The organism is Virgibacillus salinus, assembly GCF_900102415.1.
Classification (GTDB): domain Bacteria; phylum Bacillota; class Bacilli; order Bacillales; family Amphibacillaceae; genus Lentibacillus; species Lentibacillus subterraneus.
This window is the reverse complement of sequence record NZ_FNKD01000003.1, coordinates 409,149-422,687: the sequence shown is the minus strand read 5'-3', so window position 1 is coordinate 422,687 and position 13,539 is coordinate 409,149. Positions and strand designations below refer to the sequence as shown.

Sequence of the window (13,539 nt, the reverse complement as noted above, 5' to 3'; positions counted from 1 at the left end):
AAGTTATTTGCCCCAGCGAAGCGCAATAGCACCCCACGTTAATCCTCCGCCAAAGCCAACTAAAACGACTAAATCATCATCTTTTATCTTACCACTCTTTACACCTTCAGATAAAGCTATCGGAATAGAAGCAGACGAATTATTTCCATATCGTTTAATGGAAGTCGCCATTTTTTCTTCTGAAATTCCTAATTTTTCCCGGGCCGCTTCCATGATTCTAATATTCGCCTGGTGTGGTACTAAATAATCAACATCTTCTTTGTTGTATCCAGCTTGCTCAACGACATTTACCGACGAATCCGGCATTTGTCGCACAGCAAATTTAAATACTTCTCTACCATTCATCATAAGGTGATCCTCATCATTTTGGTATAATTCTTTTCCGCCTGAACCATCTGCTCCAAGTTCAAAGGACAGAATTCCTTTACCTTCTGAAACCGGTCCTACTACTGCCGCGCCAGCTCCATCACCAAAAAGCACACATGTATTACGGTCTGACCAATCGGTAATTTTAGATAGCTTTTCTGCACCAACTACTAAAATGTTTTTATAGGCATTTGTTTCGATAAACTGTTTAGCTGTAACTACCCCGTACATAAATCCTGAACAAGCTGCACTTATGTCCATTGCCGCAGCTTTACGTGCTCCTAATCTGTCCTGGATCATACATGATACTGATGGAAACGGTGTATCTGGTGTTACAGTAGCAACAAGTATTAAATCAATATCTTCTGCCTTTACATTTGACTCTTTCAATGCTTCCTGTGCTGCAAAAAAGGCCATATCTGAAGTATTTATATCATCACTTGCTATTCTGCGTTCTTCAATACCAGTTCTTGTTCTTATCCATTCATCGTTTGTGTCAACAATTTTTTCCATATCTTTATTCGTCACTACGTTGGTTGGGACGTAATGTCCAGTGCCTAAAAGACCAACATTCATATTTTCATCCCCTTATAACTAATGTTAATATCAAATCTTATGACTTGGTACTAATTTTAATGCATTCTTTCCCAATGTGCAAGAAAAAGAATTAATCTGACTCTTGTTCATTCGGTAATAATCCAGTTTCCTTATATTCCTCAACTGCTTCCTTCATCTTATCCTTAAATTCCTCAGGGACATCCGGGCTATATTTTCCCAAAGAGATAACTTCATCCTTAAAATCAAACGTTAACACCCCACCACGAAGCTCTCCCTCATCAAATTTTTCCGCAGTAAGAACATATAATTTTTCAACATGCTGGATTGTACTTGTCAAAACTGTATTTTCAGCGATATATGATTGATCTGAAACATATCCAATAGCATACAAGTCATCTTCACTTGCCTGTTTAATAATAGAAGCACTAAACATATCTCCAGTTGGATAGAATACATCCACATTTTTGTTCTGCATGTGTTCATACTTTTCCAATGCAAGTTGACTTTCATTCCAGTTGTTTACATAACTTAAGTGTACCTCAACTTCTTGGTTCTGGTATTTTGCCCCTTCATAAAAACCCTCTATCTCAGGCTGCCATTCAAACGCTCCAACAACCCCTACATTATCCGTTTCGGTCATCCTTGCTGCAATCATTCCACCAAAAAACCCCATGGCATGTGAGTTGAAATTCAGACTCGTCAAATCTTCATCAAACTGACCACCGTTAAAATAGACAAAATGAACATCTGGGTATGCTGTTGAAATATCTTTAAAGTGTTTCCCATATGTACTGCTATGTCCAAATATAAGATTTACCCCTTGATTAACCAGTTCATCAACTGCCTCGTTAACTTCCTGTTCGGTTTGAATACCTTCTTTGAAAAAAACATCAACATTAAACTCTTCCTCTATTTCAAGTAATCCTTGATACCCCTTTTTCCCCCATGGCTGATCGTGAATAGATGTTTCAACCAGCATTCCTGCCTTCTGCAATTTACCTTGATCAAAATAATTTGAACATCCCGATAAAATCATAAATATAATAGCTGTTAATATAACAATGGAAACTTTTTTCAACGCGCGCACTCCAATCCGGATTGATGATTGCTTGTCTGTATTTTAACCATAAACTACAACTTGAAAAATGCTAATTACCTGTTAATACTCAGGATATTAATAAACGTCTTCAAATTTCTCATAGTGCTTTATAACCATTTTTAGATTTTCTTCTATAGTTCTATTGTTTCGAATATAGACGGAATTTTCAAGTTTTATCTCCTCACTTTGTTTATTATTTATTGATTTAACTTCTAAGATTTCTGGTAATTGAGACGACTTTATCCACTGGGTAAGGCTTTTCATAAAGTCTCCTATATAAATTGCTTCATTCAAAAAAATATCCGAATCAAACGGTATAAATGAGTTATTATGATACATTCCATTAATTTTCATAGGCATCCATTCACCAAAAAGTATTGGAAGTTTAATTAAATGGCTTGTATTCTGTTGAAGTGTTAAATCAAGTTGATTTTCTGTGATTTTAATTGAACTATCGTACGTTGCATCCCTTTTATAAGAAAATATATGCTGGAATGATGAATTTCTTCCCACAAACATTGATAGGTGCTTTTTTTTATCTGAGGAGAGATCGTCAATTCCATCTACTTTATAACCATTTTCCAGTAAACAATTAACAATATGAAAACCAACCCATTGAAAACAGTTCTCTACTAAAAATAACATGAATATCCATCCTTCACTTTTATTCTTAACTAATAAATACTTTTATTTTTTATGTGGATTTGATAAACTATATGAGGAAAGTTTCACGAATCAGTACTTGTCGTAAATAAAAAAAGAGGTGTAAATTATGCGGTTTCTACTTCCATTAGTTTGGGCACTTTTAATTAGTGGTGTTATTTCATACGTTTTAAGTAGTATGGCTGGCAACCCATTCAATTTGATGAACACAGTTATACTTGCCGTAATCGTTACAATTGCTATCAGCATTTTGGGTGAAGGTGCTTTAAAAAGTGAAAGTGAACAATAATATAATTTAAAATTTATTAGAAAACTTGGCATTAACTAGGCTTTTATGGCGAGTGTCATAATTGTACTTAAGCAGTCATTTAAACTGTTGAAATGAACCCTTGCCTTCAAGGTGACGAATGGCAAGGGTTTTTGTTTTAATACCAGGGTAATACACTTAATGCAGTAAGTGCTGCCAAAGGTAAGATAAGTCGTCTGAATCTTCTTCTAGGATAACCGAACCCATAACCATAGCCATAACCGGGATACCCGACCCCATAACCATAGCCGGGATACCCGAAACCAAATTGGCGCTGTTGTTGGTCAGACGGGTATGCATTTGCATGCTGCTCATCTCCTTGCCCTATTGGAACTGCAACATATACATATTCATCATCAAGACCTGTTATGATGCCATCTACTTTTGTTCCATCATTCATTTCAACCAGTACATAAGAATGCATATGATTCTTACATAATTCATACATTTGTTGATAATTCTGATTCATATTTTCAACCTCCTCACCAACTAGACTATTCAATTGCCTATAGGTTGGTGACTTGTTATGGTTGAAAATCCATCTTCGTTTGGGGGAAACACAATGGAAGTAATTAATTCGCTTTGGGTATTAATAAAATATACTTTTTTAGGATTGATACAAGGTTTTACTGAGCCTATTCCGATTTCATCAAGCGGCCATCTTGTTATTTTACGCGAGCTATTTGGTGTAACCGAGGTAACAGGGCTATCGTTCGAAATACTGGTTAACTTTGGCTCACTTATTGCTGTCCTTGTTATTTATCGAAAAGATATATATCGGTTGGTTGAAAATGGGGTTCGGTATATTTCAACGAAGGATAACGCTGCAAAAAGTGATTTTCAATTTATCCTGTTTCTCATTATTGCAACGATTCCAACTGGTATTCTTGGTGTATTATTTGAAGATTATATTGAAGAAGAGTTAAGCACAGTATCCGTAATCGGTTATACACTACTTATAACTGGACTTGCTTTATGGATCATTCGCAATTTACGTGGCAATAAGAATGATGGTGATATAACCATAAAGGACGCAATTATTGTTGGTTTAGCTCAATCTGTTGCTCTAATACCAGGGATTAGCCGTTCAGGTGCAACGATTGTCGCAGCAATGCTTGTTGGCATGAAATCAGAAACAGCTTTACGTTTTTCATTCCTGCTTTATATTCCAGTAAGTTTAGGAATAACGGTTATGTCTGCCGGTGAAATTCTTGGAGATGATAACATAAGCGTACTAGCGATACCTTATATCCTGGCATTTGCAGCATCACTTGTTGCCTCCTATTATTCATTACGCTGGTTTATGAATGTAATGGCACGCGGAAACCTTAAATACTTCGCATTCTATTGCTTTATCGTAGGTATACTTGTCATTCTCTTCCTATAATTATGTTTTGCTGATCCCTCCAATTGGGTATTTAAACCCTATGGAGGGATTTTTATGGCTTTTATAAAAGATGAAAAAAATTTCCTGGATATCCATCTCGGTACCTATGAACTTTCATTTAACAAAAAATACCGACTGATATCTTTATTAAATGACTTCACACTTGGGCTTTGGTTTCTTATTGGAAGTGTGTTTTTTCTTTTTGAACCTTTAAAAACTGCAGGCGCCATTTTATTTATCGTGGGCAGTGCGCAACTACTCGCCCGACCTGTTATAAAATTAATACACGCCTTTCAATTCTCCAATAAAAGAAAAAACTTCTAGCCAAATACCTGCTAGAAGTTTTTGCAGTTTAGTTAGCTTGTTTTTTCTTTTTCCGCATTGCTTTTGGAATATAAACGCAATATGGTTCACTCTCCATGTAATCACCGGTTACGTTATATGCCCTTGATCTTGATCCACCGCATACATGCCGGAATTCACATACTCCACATTTCCCCTTATATTTATCGGGATTACGCAAGTTTTGGAACACTTCTGATTCACGGTAAATCGTTGCAAGTGGTGTCTCGCGTACATTTCCTGCTTTTATCGGTAACAGTCCACTTGGAAAAACATCACCGGTATGTGAAATAAACACAAAGCCGTTGCCATCATTGACCCCTTTAGGTGCACGACCGAGCCCATCAATTTGACCTGTCTTGCCGCTCATTAGTGCGTCTTCATAACGAATCGCATCATCATGATCTTTATTCTCGCGCATTTTTCCTTGAATAACAACACGGCGATAATGCTGTGCTGCGGTTGTTTTTATATCGTATGGAACACGTCTTGACAGTTTATATAGCCAGCGTAATACTTTCTCATGTTCAGCAGGTGAAATCATATCACTTTCTTTTCCACGACCAGTTGGCACAAGGAAAAACACACTCCAAAGCACACAACCTAATTTCTCCACCATTTCAGCCATTTCATCCAGATAGTCGACATTATATCTTGAAATCACTGTATTTATCTGGAGGGGCATTTCCAGCTCATGTAAATAATTTATCGCATTCATTGTTAAATCAAACGAACCTGACGTACCACGGAAATGATCATGAACCTCTGCAGAGTGTCCATCGATGGAAAATGCCCATCTTGCTAGCCCAACATTCTTCGCCTTTTCCATTGCTTCTTTCGTTACATTCGGTGTTGCAGAAGGTGTCATCGATACACGTACACCTTTTTTCACCGCGTATTCAGCTATATCAAAGACATCCGGACGCATTAATGGGTCACCGCCTGTAAAAACAAGCATCGGATTATTCATTTCATATATATCATCAATTAATTTTTTTCCCTCTTCAAATGATAATTCTAATGGGTGCCGATGGTATTGTGCTTCTGCCCTGCAATGCAGACATTTCAATTCACAGGCACGTGTCAATTCCCAAATAACGATAAACGGGTTTTCATTATAATCTTGTGGAAACATGCTACCCCTCCTAAATTAGTTGCTGCATCTAGCTTACCTATTTCCCTTGTGACCAGATGTGACATTTCTCACTAATATGTAAATGTCATAAAATCGCCAAGTTTTAATGCGAAAACTTAAAAAGGATATTAATACCTTCTTAACTGCAAATTAAAACCCTTGGATTAACCACCAAGGGCTTAACAATTTTACTGTTTACCTATTGCTACACGCCACAGAGATGGACCTTCTTCTAAGTACTCCCATGAGAATGTATCTTCACGTTCAATCATAAACTGATAATGAAGCGGTTTTGGATTATGATCATTGGAAAGCTCCATAAACTCTCCTGATTTCAGCTCATCAAATACCTCAAATATTTTTTGATGCCTAAACCTTGGCTCTATTTCCGGTGCATGAATTTTCACTGCAAACTGAGTATCATTCATTGCTTTTCCCTCCAAATTAAGATTTGATAACCTTTAACCAACTTCATCATAAACGCAAATTCTATTCTTAGTTGTGAGTGAGAACACACCTTGACATGATATTTATCACGCTGACAAATAATTTTCACACTTATTGGTTATAGGAATCTATATAAAGTGATAAAATGTAATTGGACTAATACTAAAATAAAGTGCTGTTGTTTATTATTGAAGAAGGGAGTATGAAATTGAATACACATACAATTCAAGAATTATTACAAAAGGTTCCATTGTTTAAAGATTTGACTGACTATGAAATGGAGCCAATTGTTGAACTAGCTAAACACCGCATGTACCGTCATGGCACACATATATTTATGCAAGGCGATCCATTGACAAACGTCTACTTTATTCATCAAGGAAAAGTCAAAATTTACAAAACTGACATTCATGGGAAAGAACAGATTGTTAACGTTCTGCAACCTGGCGATATGTTTCCGCACCAAGGTTTTTTTAGACAAGGTGATTGCCCGGCACACTCCGAAGTACTGGAAGATGCTATACTAATTTATATTCCTATTAAGAACTTCGAGAACTTCCTAATTACCCATCCTGAAATTTGTATTAAACTTTTCCGTGTTTTAGGCGACAAAATTATGGACCTACATAATAGATTAGAAGAAAAAATTCTACATAACACATATGAACAGATTATTATGCTACTTTTAAGACTTGCCAAAGACTATGGAAAAGAAACCAAGGATGAAATGATTAAAATAACAACACATTTCACAAACCGTGAACTTGCCAACATGATAGGTTCCAGTCGTGAGACCGTCAGCCGTACGCTCACACAGTTAAAAAAACAAAATCTAATAGTTTCCGATAAGTCAGGATCGTTCATTCTAGATACTGATGCATTAGAAGAAGAACTGTTTTAACCAAAGAGAAAAATCACCCCAAAATTAGGGGTGATTTTTTGTTTCATTGTTCTGTTGATGTTCTCGCTCTTCTGTTGATGTTCCCTGCTCTTCTGTCGATGTTCGCCCTCTTCTGTCGATGTTCTCGCTCTCCTCTAATAAAATTATCAAAACGTGATACAAGTCACTACTTTTTTAATTGAAAATCATTATCATGATATTAGATTCAGAATAAAATATGAGGTGATTTCATGAAAGCAGATGTAAAATTTGTTGAGCTCGATGTCCGTGAAGACTTGCGCATGAAGAAGGAGCCTTTTGATAAAATCATGGGAGCTGTCAAGGAGGTAAACGATGGTGAATCATTTATCCTGCACGCACCGTTCAACCCGGTTCCGCTGCATGCAATATTGAGACGTAAAGGATTTGAACGCATCGTTGAAAAAATAGAGTCAAAACATTGGAAAGTAACCTATACAAAAAAGGTGGCTGTCGTAAAATGATTATTGATAATCGTGGTCTTGAACCACCTCAACCTATGATGCGTACTCTAAAGACACTGGATAAAATGGAATACGGTACGTCATTTTCAATCATTAATGACCGGCGCCCGTTATTTTTATATGAAGAATTGAACGATCGAGGTTACCAGCACGATACAGAAGAACAAGAGGATGGAAGCTTTAAAATTACAATAACGAAATCTGGTGAATAACATGATGGCTGGCGGAAGCCTTAATTCAGACACAAATATAAAATTGCCACTAGCCTTTATCCTATATGCACTAGCGGCACTGGTTATTTCACAAATAGTTCTTTTTTTAAATAATGATGTACTTGCAGCGGGACAGTTCAGGATCCCAGACATTTGGATGGGAGCACACTTTTTGCTGTTAGGGTATGCGGTAATGATTGCAATGGGAGCGATGTATCAGCTCGTTCCTGTTGCCTTCTTAACACCAATCTGGAATCAAACGTTTGGCTTTATTCAGTTTCTAGTAACTGCAATTGGTGTAACAGCTTTTTCCATATTACTTGGGGTAATGCCTGAATTCGCATTATACGGTGGGATAGTTGCCATCATCGGAATTATGATGTTTATTATTCAAATGGTGAATACCATCTTTAAGCAAAAGAAAAAGAACACTATGACACTATTTGTAATTGGGGCAATTACAAGCTTTTTCCTTACAATTGTCGCTGGCTTTCTACTGGCATGGAACGTCTCAATTGGCAGTATCGGCAGTCATGGGACAATTTTATCGTCTCACATTGTCCTTGGAGTTTCTGGATGGTTCACATTATTGATCTTTGGATTTTCCTATAAGCTTGTTCCAATGTTCAGTTTGTCACATGGTTATTCGATGAAATGGGCGAAACCCGCATTCATCACATATATTGCAGGCCTAATAAGTTTAATTAGTTCATTCTGGATAGAAAATACACTTGTCCAATCAACTGGCTGGTTTTTACTTTTAGCAGGATTTTTCTTTTTTGTTCTTGATATAAGAGAAATTTTAGCAAAACGGCTGAAGAAAAAATTAGATAAGCCTTTTTCATTTTCTGTTTTAGCTATTTTCAATGGATTGGGTGTTCATATGCTAGCCTTCGTGTTCAGTGTTAGTGGTATTCGTGAATCTGCTGTTTGGGGATGGCTGATATTTTTATATGTTATGAGCTGGATAATCTTTAGTATCCTGGGCTATCTGTATAAAATCGTCCCATTTCTGTGGTGGACACATAAATACGCAGACAAAATCGGTAAAGAAAAGGTACCTACACTGAAAGAAATGATTAATGAAAAACACGCTGTCATTCTGTTTACGTTATTTGTCATCAGCGTCTTTGGCCTAACCGGAAGCGGCTTATTGTATATCGAATTTTTCGTATTTATATTTCAGGGACTACTTGCGTTTACATCCTTGCTATACGCTTTATCAATTATTCAAGTTTTAATTAAGTGAAATGGAAGGAGACTTTCTTTATGTCATTGGATAAAAGAGTTGGAGCTACTTTATTCGAAGTAATTGACCCAGAGCTTGGCGTTAATATAATGGATCTTGGACTTATATATGGAATCGAAGTTGACTTTGATGACAATATTAGAATTGTAATGACATTGACAACTCCTGGCTGCCCAATGCATGACAGCATTAAATCGGGTGTTCTGCACCGTGTCAGTCAAGTTGAGGGTGTTGGTGAAATAAAAATTGATCTTGTATGGGAACCGGCATGGACCCCAGTGAAAATGAGTGATCGTGCTAAGGAAATGCTTGGAATGCGCTAATTAATCTGTTGAAAGTATCGAACGGCTACTTAGATTGTGCCGAACGATACTTTTTTAATTTTTACTAACAGGTAATTCATTGTATTTACCCTCCACTAACCGGTGGGATAAACGCTACAACATCACCCTTCTTTAAGGTTGCATCCGCTTGCGCATATTCTTGATTTACTGCAACCATTGCATTGCTCAGATTATCCAAATTGTACGTTGATAAAAGGTTGTTTTTCAATTCAGTCACGGTAATTCCATCCGCTTCAACAGAGACTTTCTCGTTACCTACAATCTCCTGTAATTCGGCAAAAAATAATACATCAATCATTTCGCAAATCCTCCTCGGAAGGTATATAGGTCGTTTGTTCCTTCTGATCACCTATCCATTTTGTACCGTCTTCCCAATGCTCTTTTTTCCAAATGGGGACAATTTCTTTAATTCTTTCAATTGCGTACCTGCTTGCTTCAAAAGAATCATTTCGATGCGGTGTAGAAACAGCAATCACTACCGCTATATCTGATATGTCCAAGTGGCCAACCCTGTGAACAATCGCTGTCTCAGCATCGTTCCACTTATCATTAATTTCTTCACCAATTTGGGACAATTTCTTTTCGGCCATTTCCTTATATGCCTGATACTCCAAGTATAACGTCCTTTTTCCTTTGGTGAACTCACGAACTGTACCAATAAACGTATTAACTGCCCCTGCTTCGGCCCGGACTACTTTATCAATGCATTCATTAATTTGAATCGGCTTATCTGTAATCCAAAAATTGTTATTCATCTTAACACCTTCTTACGTATTCAGCTAGTTGAACTATGTTTTCATCAATATTATTTATACTAAATGTGGGGAGTCCACTATTTTTAAATAAACCCTCATCCCATGTTCCTATTGCAATTATATTGGATAATCCCTTTAAAAGCGAAAAATCCTGCTCATTTTTCACCATTACTATCTTCGGATATGAAGCATTTTTATATCCTTCAACTAATAGTAAATCAATCGAAAAATTGTTATACATCTGAATGAGCTCATCCAGCTCCATCTTCATATGGAAAGTCAATTGGGTTATAGTCTCACCCTGGACACCACTTACGAGTGAACCAGATTCAATATGCATCGTACTATCCGTATTCTCCACTATATCTGGCTCGCCACCGTGTCCATGATGTTTTAGTGTACCAACTTTCATATCACTTGATGAAAAGTAACGAATCAAATTATTCATTACCGTAGTTTTCCCCGAATTTTTATAACCAACTATCTGACAAATTTGCATACTTTTACCTCATTTTATAGAAGGATCTTTTTGTAAATTTTGTTGCTTTATTAATCTTCGCAGTTAATATAAACTGCGATATAGCTTAAGGTAACCAATTCGTAGTATTTAGTGTGGCACACTGACCACGCGGAATATCCTTCCGCGGCCTCACCACGAGCCTCCGACGCATAGGACGTGCTAGTGTAAATGCATAGTCGTGGCGTACTTAGTCTGTCTCGCTCACAAAGAATGCTCCCTTTTGGGGCTATTAGGATCGCTGTCCCACAGGAATATCGCAAATTCCAACTGCTGGTATTATGGTTTGAATATTCTTGATATTATCCATCATAATATGCATTTTATTTGTCAAGATAAAGTGAGTAGAATCCAGCGGAGGAAATACATGGAGACTCCAGCGGGAACAGCAACAGCTGAAGCGTTGCCCTAAGGTGCGCGTAGTGTATTTCCGAAGCGGTGTATAGCATTTCAGTAATTATCCACATTCCCACCCATCACAGTCTTTAGCTTTTTGACAGTTATAAAAGCAATACTGCTTAAATGCACCTATATAAAAAAAGGCCGATTCATTTCGTATGAACCAACCTCGTATTTAATAAATCAATCTGGAACTCCAAGTGCAATTTTGGCATAACGTGACATTTTATCTTTGCCCCATGGGGGATTCCATACGATATTAACGTTAATTTCTTTAACCTCAGGTATATCTGATAGTGCATGTTTTACATCCTGTTCGATATGTGCAGCTAATGGACAACCCATTGCTGTTAATGTCATTGTAACATCACAGATACCTTCTTCATTTAAATCAACGTCATATATTAGCCCAAGATTAACTATGTCAATACCTAGCTCAGGGTCAATTACATTCTCAAGTGCGCCCATCATATTTTCCTTCAGAGCTTCATCCATAACCATTACCTCCTTCATTATACTACCTTTATTTAAACATATTTTTAGTAATTTTTAAATGATATAACTCACACTATAGATGTTTTTCAAACCATTTTACTGTTTCGAGTATTGCATAACGGCTTACTTTATGGCCAGTATTTGTTTCTTTCAAGAATTGAATTTTCCCCTGGTCAGAATAATGCTGCTTTGCATCTTCAAAAAACGTATATGAATGATCAAATGGCACAACAGAATCGTTTTCCCCATGCCAAAATAGCAATGGGCGCTCCTGAAGCTTCTCCACATGATTCGATAAATCATAATGCTGCAACTGTTCATACAGCTGATCAATCATTTCGTCTGTCACTGGTAAATCACCCATTTTTTTAAAGCTGTTTACTAACGTTTTTGCATAAGTTGTTATTTTTGGTGATCCCATTAATACGCCAGCAACTTTAACCCAAGGAAATTGTGTTAAAGCAGCGGCAGTTGTAATTCCTCCCATACTTGTGCCAGCAATTCCAAACCGATCATCCAAAATTAAATTTTCTTCATCTAATGCACCCTTGATAAATTTTAATTCGTTTACATTTTGCATTACGATATCCCAAAAGGAGATTTGCTTTTTATTTGTGGAAATCTCTGCCTCGCGTTCCCCATGGTACATGCTGTCTGGAAGAATAACGCGATATCCTTTTTCTGCTTGCAAGTAGGCTAAAGGAAGATTATGTTCTTTTGCACTGGTAAATCCGTGGAAATATGTAAGTGTTGGTAATGGTTCCTTTTCCTTTGCTGAATCAACAATGATTAAACACGGAATGGATTTGATTTGTTTGTGAAATATCCCAATCATTCTCAGGACCCTCTCATATAATATTATTTACTGAACATCATATTATTAAATTTGTGTAAATTGCAAGCGACAAGTAATATAATCCTTTACATATATGGAAATGACTTATAAACTAAACTAATATGAGGTGAAAACTTATGAAAAATAAACGGCACTTAATTGCGTTAGACTTAGATGGAACGCTTCTGACAGATAATAAAGAAATTAGTATCCGTAATCAGCAAACGCTTCAACAGGCAAAAAATGATGGGCATATTGTGGTTATAGCAACCGGCAGACCACACCGTGCAAGTATTAATTATTACCATGCGCTCGGTATGGATACGCCAATGGTTAATTTCAATGGTGCATTAATCCACCATCCAACAGATCATAAGTGGGATGCATTGCATAGTCCAATGCCAATCAGAACAGCGCATAAAATCATTGATGCATGCCATGATTTGAACGTTAATAACGTTTTAGCCGAAGTTATGGATACTGTCTATCTTGATCAATACGACGAAAAAATTATCGACATTTTTCAAACAACTCAACAGGATCCACCTTTTACAATTGGCAGTATTAAAAATGAGCTGAAAGAAGATCCAACATCCTTGCTAATTCACCCAAAGGAAGAACATATTCATAAATTAAGAAGCCATTTAGATGATTATCATGCCGAACTTATCGAGCACCGTAAATGGGGTGCGCCATGGAACATAATTGAAATTGTCCGAAAAGGTATGAATAAAGCAGTAGGACTTCAAAAAATTGCACATTATTATCATATCCCGCAAGAGCAAATTATTGCTTTTGGTGATGAAGATAATGACTTGGAAATGATTGACTATGCAGGTGTAGGTGTCGCAATGGGAAATGCAATAGATGAATTAAAATCTATTTCAAAACATGTAACAGCCACTAATGAACAAGATGGCATTGGTGTTTTTCTTGAGGATTATTTAAAGCTTCAGTTACAGAAGCCCTCTAAAAATTTCCTTTAATATAAAACAAATATTGAACCATACTAGTAGTGAGCGCATCAAAGCGTTCACTACTTTTTT

20 protein-coding genes are annotated in these 13,539 nt (G+C 36.8%); 9 read left to right on the top strand and 11 right to left on the bottom strand.

Going from position 1 to position 13,539, the window contains the following annotated elements:
• Positions 1-3: 3 nt before the first annotated feature.
• From BLS02_RS14145 to BLS02_RS14135, 3 genes are all read right to left on the bottom strand, one after another.
• Positions 4-942 (bottom strand): beta-ketoacyl-ACP synthase III, encoded by a 939-nt coding sequence (locus tag BLS02_RS14145; protein WP_092493676.1) that lies wholly within the window; start codon positions 940-942, stop codon positions 4-6.
• Positions 943-1,033: 91 nt separating this feature from the next.
• Complete coding sequence (locus BLS02_RS14140; RefSeq protein ID WP_368073019.1) at positions 1,034-2,011, bottom strand: BMP family ABC transporter substrate-binding protein; 978 nt, start codon at positions 2,009-2,011, stop codon at positions 1,034-1,036.
• Between the two features lie 87 nt (positions 2,012-2,098).
• Positions 2,099-2,668, bottom strand: coding sequence for a hypothetical protein (locus tag BLS02_RS14135; protein WP_092493675.1), 570 nt, complete (start codon positions 2,666-2,668; stop codon positions 2,099-2,101).
• 127 nt (positions 2,669-2,795) lie between these two features.
• Here BLS02_RS14135 and BLS02_RS14130 point away from each other — a divergent pair, with 127 nt between their 5' ends.
• Entirely contained in the window at positions 2,796-2,975 is a 180-nt protein-coding gene (locus BLS02_RS14130) for a DUF2929 family protein (RefSeq protein ID WP_092493674.1), read from the top strand.
• A gap of 136 nt (positions 2,976-3,111) precedes the next feature.
• Here the strand turns inward: BLS02_RS14130 and BLS02_RS14125 are convergent, their stop codons facing one another.
• On the bottom strand, positions 3,112-3,462 hold the full coding sequence (locus tag BLS02_RS14125) for a hypothetical protein (protein ID WP_092493673.1): 351 nt from the start codon (positions 3,460-3,462) through the stop codon (positions 3,112-3,114).
• A 93-nt stretch (positions 3,463-3,555) separates the two neighbouring features.
• On the opposite strand from BLS02_RS14125, the gene BLS02_RS14120 reads away from it, so the two are divergent.
• Positions 3,556-4,380, top strand: coding sequence for an undecaprenyl-diphosphate phosphatase (locus BLS02_RS14120; protein WP_092493672.1), 825 nt, complete (start codon positions 3,556-3,558; stop codon positions 4,378-4,380).
• Positions 4,381-4,434: 54 nt separating this feature from the next.
• Positions 4,435-4,704 carry a YrhK family protein gene (locus tag BLS02_RS14115; protein ID WP_092493671.1) on the top strand — a complete coding sequence of 90 codons (270 nt, stop codon included), beginning with the start codon at positions 4,435-4,437 and terminating at the stop codon, positions 4,702-4,704.
• A 28-nt stretch (positions 4,705-4,732) separates the two neighbouring features.
• On the opposite strand, the gene BLS02_RS14110 is transcribed toward BLS02_RS14115, so the two are convergent.
• Both BLS02_RS14110 and BLS02_RS14105 read right to left on the bottom strand, forming a co-directional pair.
• A complete protein-coding gene (locus BLS02_RS14110) occupies positions 4,733-5,857 on the bottom strand; it encodes a TIGR04053 family radical SAM/SPASM domain-containing protein (protein WP_092493670.1) in 1,125 nt (374 codons plus the stop codon).
• Between the two features lie 188 nt (positions 5,858-6,045).
• A complete protein-coding gene (locus BLS02_RS14105; RefSeq protein WP_092493669.1) occupies positions 6,046-6,285 on the bottom strand; it encodes a DUF2249 domain-containing protein in 240 nt (79 codons plus the stop codon).
• A gap of 227 nt (positions 6,286-6,512) precedes the next feature.
• On the opposite strand from BLS02_RS14105, the gene BLS02_RS14100 reads away from it, so the two are divergent.
• The 5 genes from BLS02_RS14100 (at position 6,513) to BLS02_RS14080 (ending at position 9,471) form a co-directional block, all read left to right on the top strand.
• A complete protein-coding gene (locus BLS02_RS14100; RefSeq protein ID WP_175559501.1) occupies positions 6,513-7,205 on the top strand; it encodes a Crp/Fnr family transcriptional regulator in 693 nt (230 codons plus the stop codon).
• A gap of 230 nt (positions 7,206-7,435) precedes the next feature.
• Entirely contained in the window at positions 7,436-7,687 is a 252-nt protein-coding gene (locus BLS02_RS14095) for a DUF2249 domain-containing protein (RefSeq protein ID WP_092493667.1), read from the top strand.
• Complete coding sequence (locus BLS02_RS14090) at positions 7,684-7,899, top strand: DUF2249 domain-containing protein (protein ID WP_092493666.1); 216 nt, start codon at positions 7,684-7,686, stop codon at positions 7,897-7,899. The genes BLS02_RS14095 and BLS02_RS14090 overlap by 4 nt, the downstream gene beginning before the upstream one ends.
• Position 7,900: 1 nt before the next feature.
• Positions 7,901-9,148 carry a heme-copper oxidase family protein gene (locus BLS02_RS14085; RefSeq protein WP_092493665.1) on the top strand — a complete coding sequence of 416 codons (1,248 nt, stop codon included), beginning with the start codon at positions 7,901-7,903 and terminating at the stop codon, positions 9,146-9,148.
• Positions 9,149-9,168: 20 nt separating this feature from the next.
• Complete coding sequence (locus tag BLS02_RS14080) at positions 9,169-9,471, top strand: metal-sulfur cluster assembly factor (protein WP_092493664.1); 303 nt, start codon at positions 9,169-9,171, stop codon at positions 9,469-9,471.
• Between the two features lie 85 nt (positions 9,472-9,556).
• Here BLS02_RS14080 and moaD read toward each other — a convergent pair whose 3' ends face one another.
• The 5 genes from moaD to BLS02_RS14055 all read right to left on the bottom strand — a co-directional run bounded on the left by moaD (position 9,557) and on the right by BLS02_RS14055 (position 12,493).
• Positions 9,557-9,790 (bottom strand): molybdopterin converting factor subunit 1, encoded by a 234-nt coding sequence (gene moaD / locus BLS02_RS14075; protein WP_092493663.1) that lies wholly within the window; start codon positions 9,788-9,790, stop codon positions 9,557-9,559.
• Complete coding sequence (locus BLS02_RS14070) at positions 9,783-10,247, bottom strand: molybdenum cofactor biosynthesis protein MoaE (RefSeq protein ID WP_092493662.1); 465 nt, start codon at positions 10,245-10,247, stop codon at positions 9,783-9,785. Before BLS02_RS14070 ends, moaD begins: the two co-directional genes overlap by 8 nt.
• Before the next feature lies 1 nt (position 10,248).
• The gene (gene mobB / locus BLS02_RS14065; protein ID WP_092493661.1) at positions 10,249-10,746 is read right to left on the bottom strand and encodes a molybdopterin-guanine dinucleotide biosynthesis protein B; all 498 of its coding nucleotides are present in this window, start codon (positions 10,744-10,746) and stop codon (positions 10,249-10,251) included.
• Positions 10,747-11,346: 600 nt separating this feature from the next.
• Positions 11,347-11,658: a metal-sulfur cluster assembly factor gene (locus BLS02_RS14060; protein WP_092493660.1), complete on the bottom strand. Its 312-nt coding sequence runs from the start codon at positions 11,656-11,658 to the stop codon at positions 11,347-11,349.
• Between the two features lie 73 nt (positions 11,659-11,731).
• On the bottom strand, positions 11,732-12,493 hold the full coding sequence (locus BLS02_RS14055; protein WP_092493659.1) for a prolyl oligopeptidase family serine peptidase: 762 nt from the start codon (positions 12,491-12,493) through the stop codon (positions 11,732-11,734).
• A 137-nt stretch (positions 12,494-12,630) separates the two neighbouring features.
• Between BLS02_RS14055 and BLS02_RS14050 the strand changes: the two genes are divergently transcribed.
• Complete coding sequence (locus BLS02_RS14050; protein WP_092493658.1) at positions 12,631-13,479, top strand: Cof-type HAD-IIB family hydrolase; 849 nt, start codon at positions 12,631-12,633, stop codon at positions 13,477-13,479.
• Positions 13,480-13,539: the final 60 nt, after the last annotated feature.

Excerpts from the sequence above, each read along its gene's own strand:
- BLS02_RS14120 (WP_092493672.1), top strand. The coding sequence starts at position 3,556 with ATGGAAGTAATTAATTCGCTTTGGGTATTAATAAAATATACTTTTTTA.
- BLS02_RS14145 (WP_092493676.1), bottom strand. The coding sequence starts at position 942 with ATGAATGTTGGTCTTTTAGGCACTGGACATTACGTCCCAACCAACGTA.
- BLS02_RS14080 (WP_092493664.1), top strand. The coding sequence starts at position 9,169 with ATGTCATTGGATAAAAGAGTTGGAGCTACTTTATTCGAAGTAATTGAC.
- BLS02_RS14130 (WP_092493674.1), top strand. The coding sequence starts at position 2,796 with ATGCGGTTTCTACTTCCATTAGTTTGGGCACTTTTAATTAGTGGTGTT.
- moaD (WP_092493663.1), bottom strand. The coding sequence starts at position 9,790 with ATGATTGATGTATTATTTTTTGCCGAATTACAGGAGATTGTAGGTAAC.
- BLS02_RS14085 (WP_092493665.1), top strand. The coding sequence starts at position 7,901 with ATGATGGCTGGCGGAAGCCTTAATTCAGACACAAATATAAAATTGCCA.
- BLS02_RS14055 (WP_092493659.1), bottom strand. The coding sequence starts at position 12,493 with ATGATTGGGATATTTCACAAACAAATCAAATCCATTCCGTGTTTAATC.
- BLS02_RS14090 (WP_092493666.1), top strand. The coding sequence starts at position 7,684 with ATGATTATTGATAATCGTGGTCTTGAACCACCTCAACCTATGATGCGT.
- mobB (WP_092493661.1), bottom strand. The coding sequence starts at position 10,746 with ATGCAAATTTGTCAGATAGTTGGTTATAAAAATTCGGGGAAAACTACG.
- BLS02_RS14115 (WP_092493671.1), top strand. The coding sequence starts at position 4,435 with ATGGCTTTTATAAAAGATGAAAAAAATTTCCTGGATATCCATCTCGGT.
- BLS02_RS14050 (WP_092493658.1), top strand. The coding sequence starts at position 12,631 with ATGAAAAATAAACGGCACTTAATTGCGTTAGACTTAGATGGAACGCTT.
- BLS02_RS14135 (WP_092493675.1), bottom strand. The coding sequence starts at position 2,668 with ATGTTATTTTTAGTAGAGAACTGTTTTCAATGGGTTGGTTTTCATATT.
- BLS02_RS14105 (WP_092493669.1), bottom strand. The coding sequence starts at position 6,285 with ATGAATGATACTCAGTTTGCAGTGAAAATTCATGCACCGGAAATAGAG.
- BLS02_RS14070 (WP_092493662.1), bottom strand. The coding sequence starts at position 10,247 with ATGAATAACAATTTTTGGATTACAGATAAGCCGATTCAAATTAATGAA.
- BLS02_RS14125 (WP_092493673.1), bottom strand. The coding sequence starts at position 3,462 with ATGAATCAGAATTATCAACAAATGTATGAATTATGTAAGAATCATATG.
- BLS02_RS14060 (WP_092493660.1), bottom strand. The coding sequence starts at position 11,658 with ATGGATGAAGCTCTGAAGGAAAATATGATGGGCGCACTTGAGAATGTA.
- BLS02_RS14095 (WP_092493667.1), top strand. The coding sequence starts at position 7,436 with ATGAAAGCAGATGTAAAATTTGTTGAGCTCGATGTCCGTGAAGACTTG.
- BLS02_RS14110 (WP_092493670.1), bottom strand. The coding sequence starts at position 5,857 with ATGTTTCCACAAGATTATAATGAAAACCCGTTTATCGTTATTTGGGAA.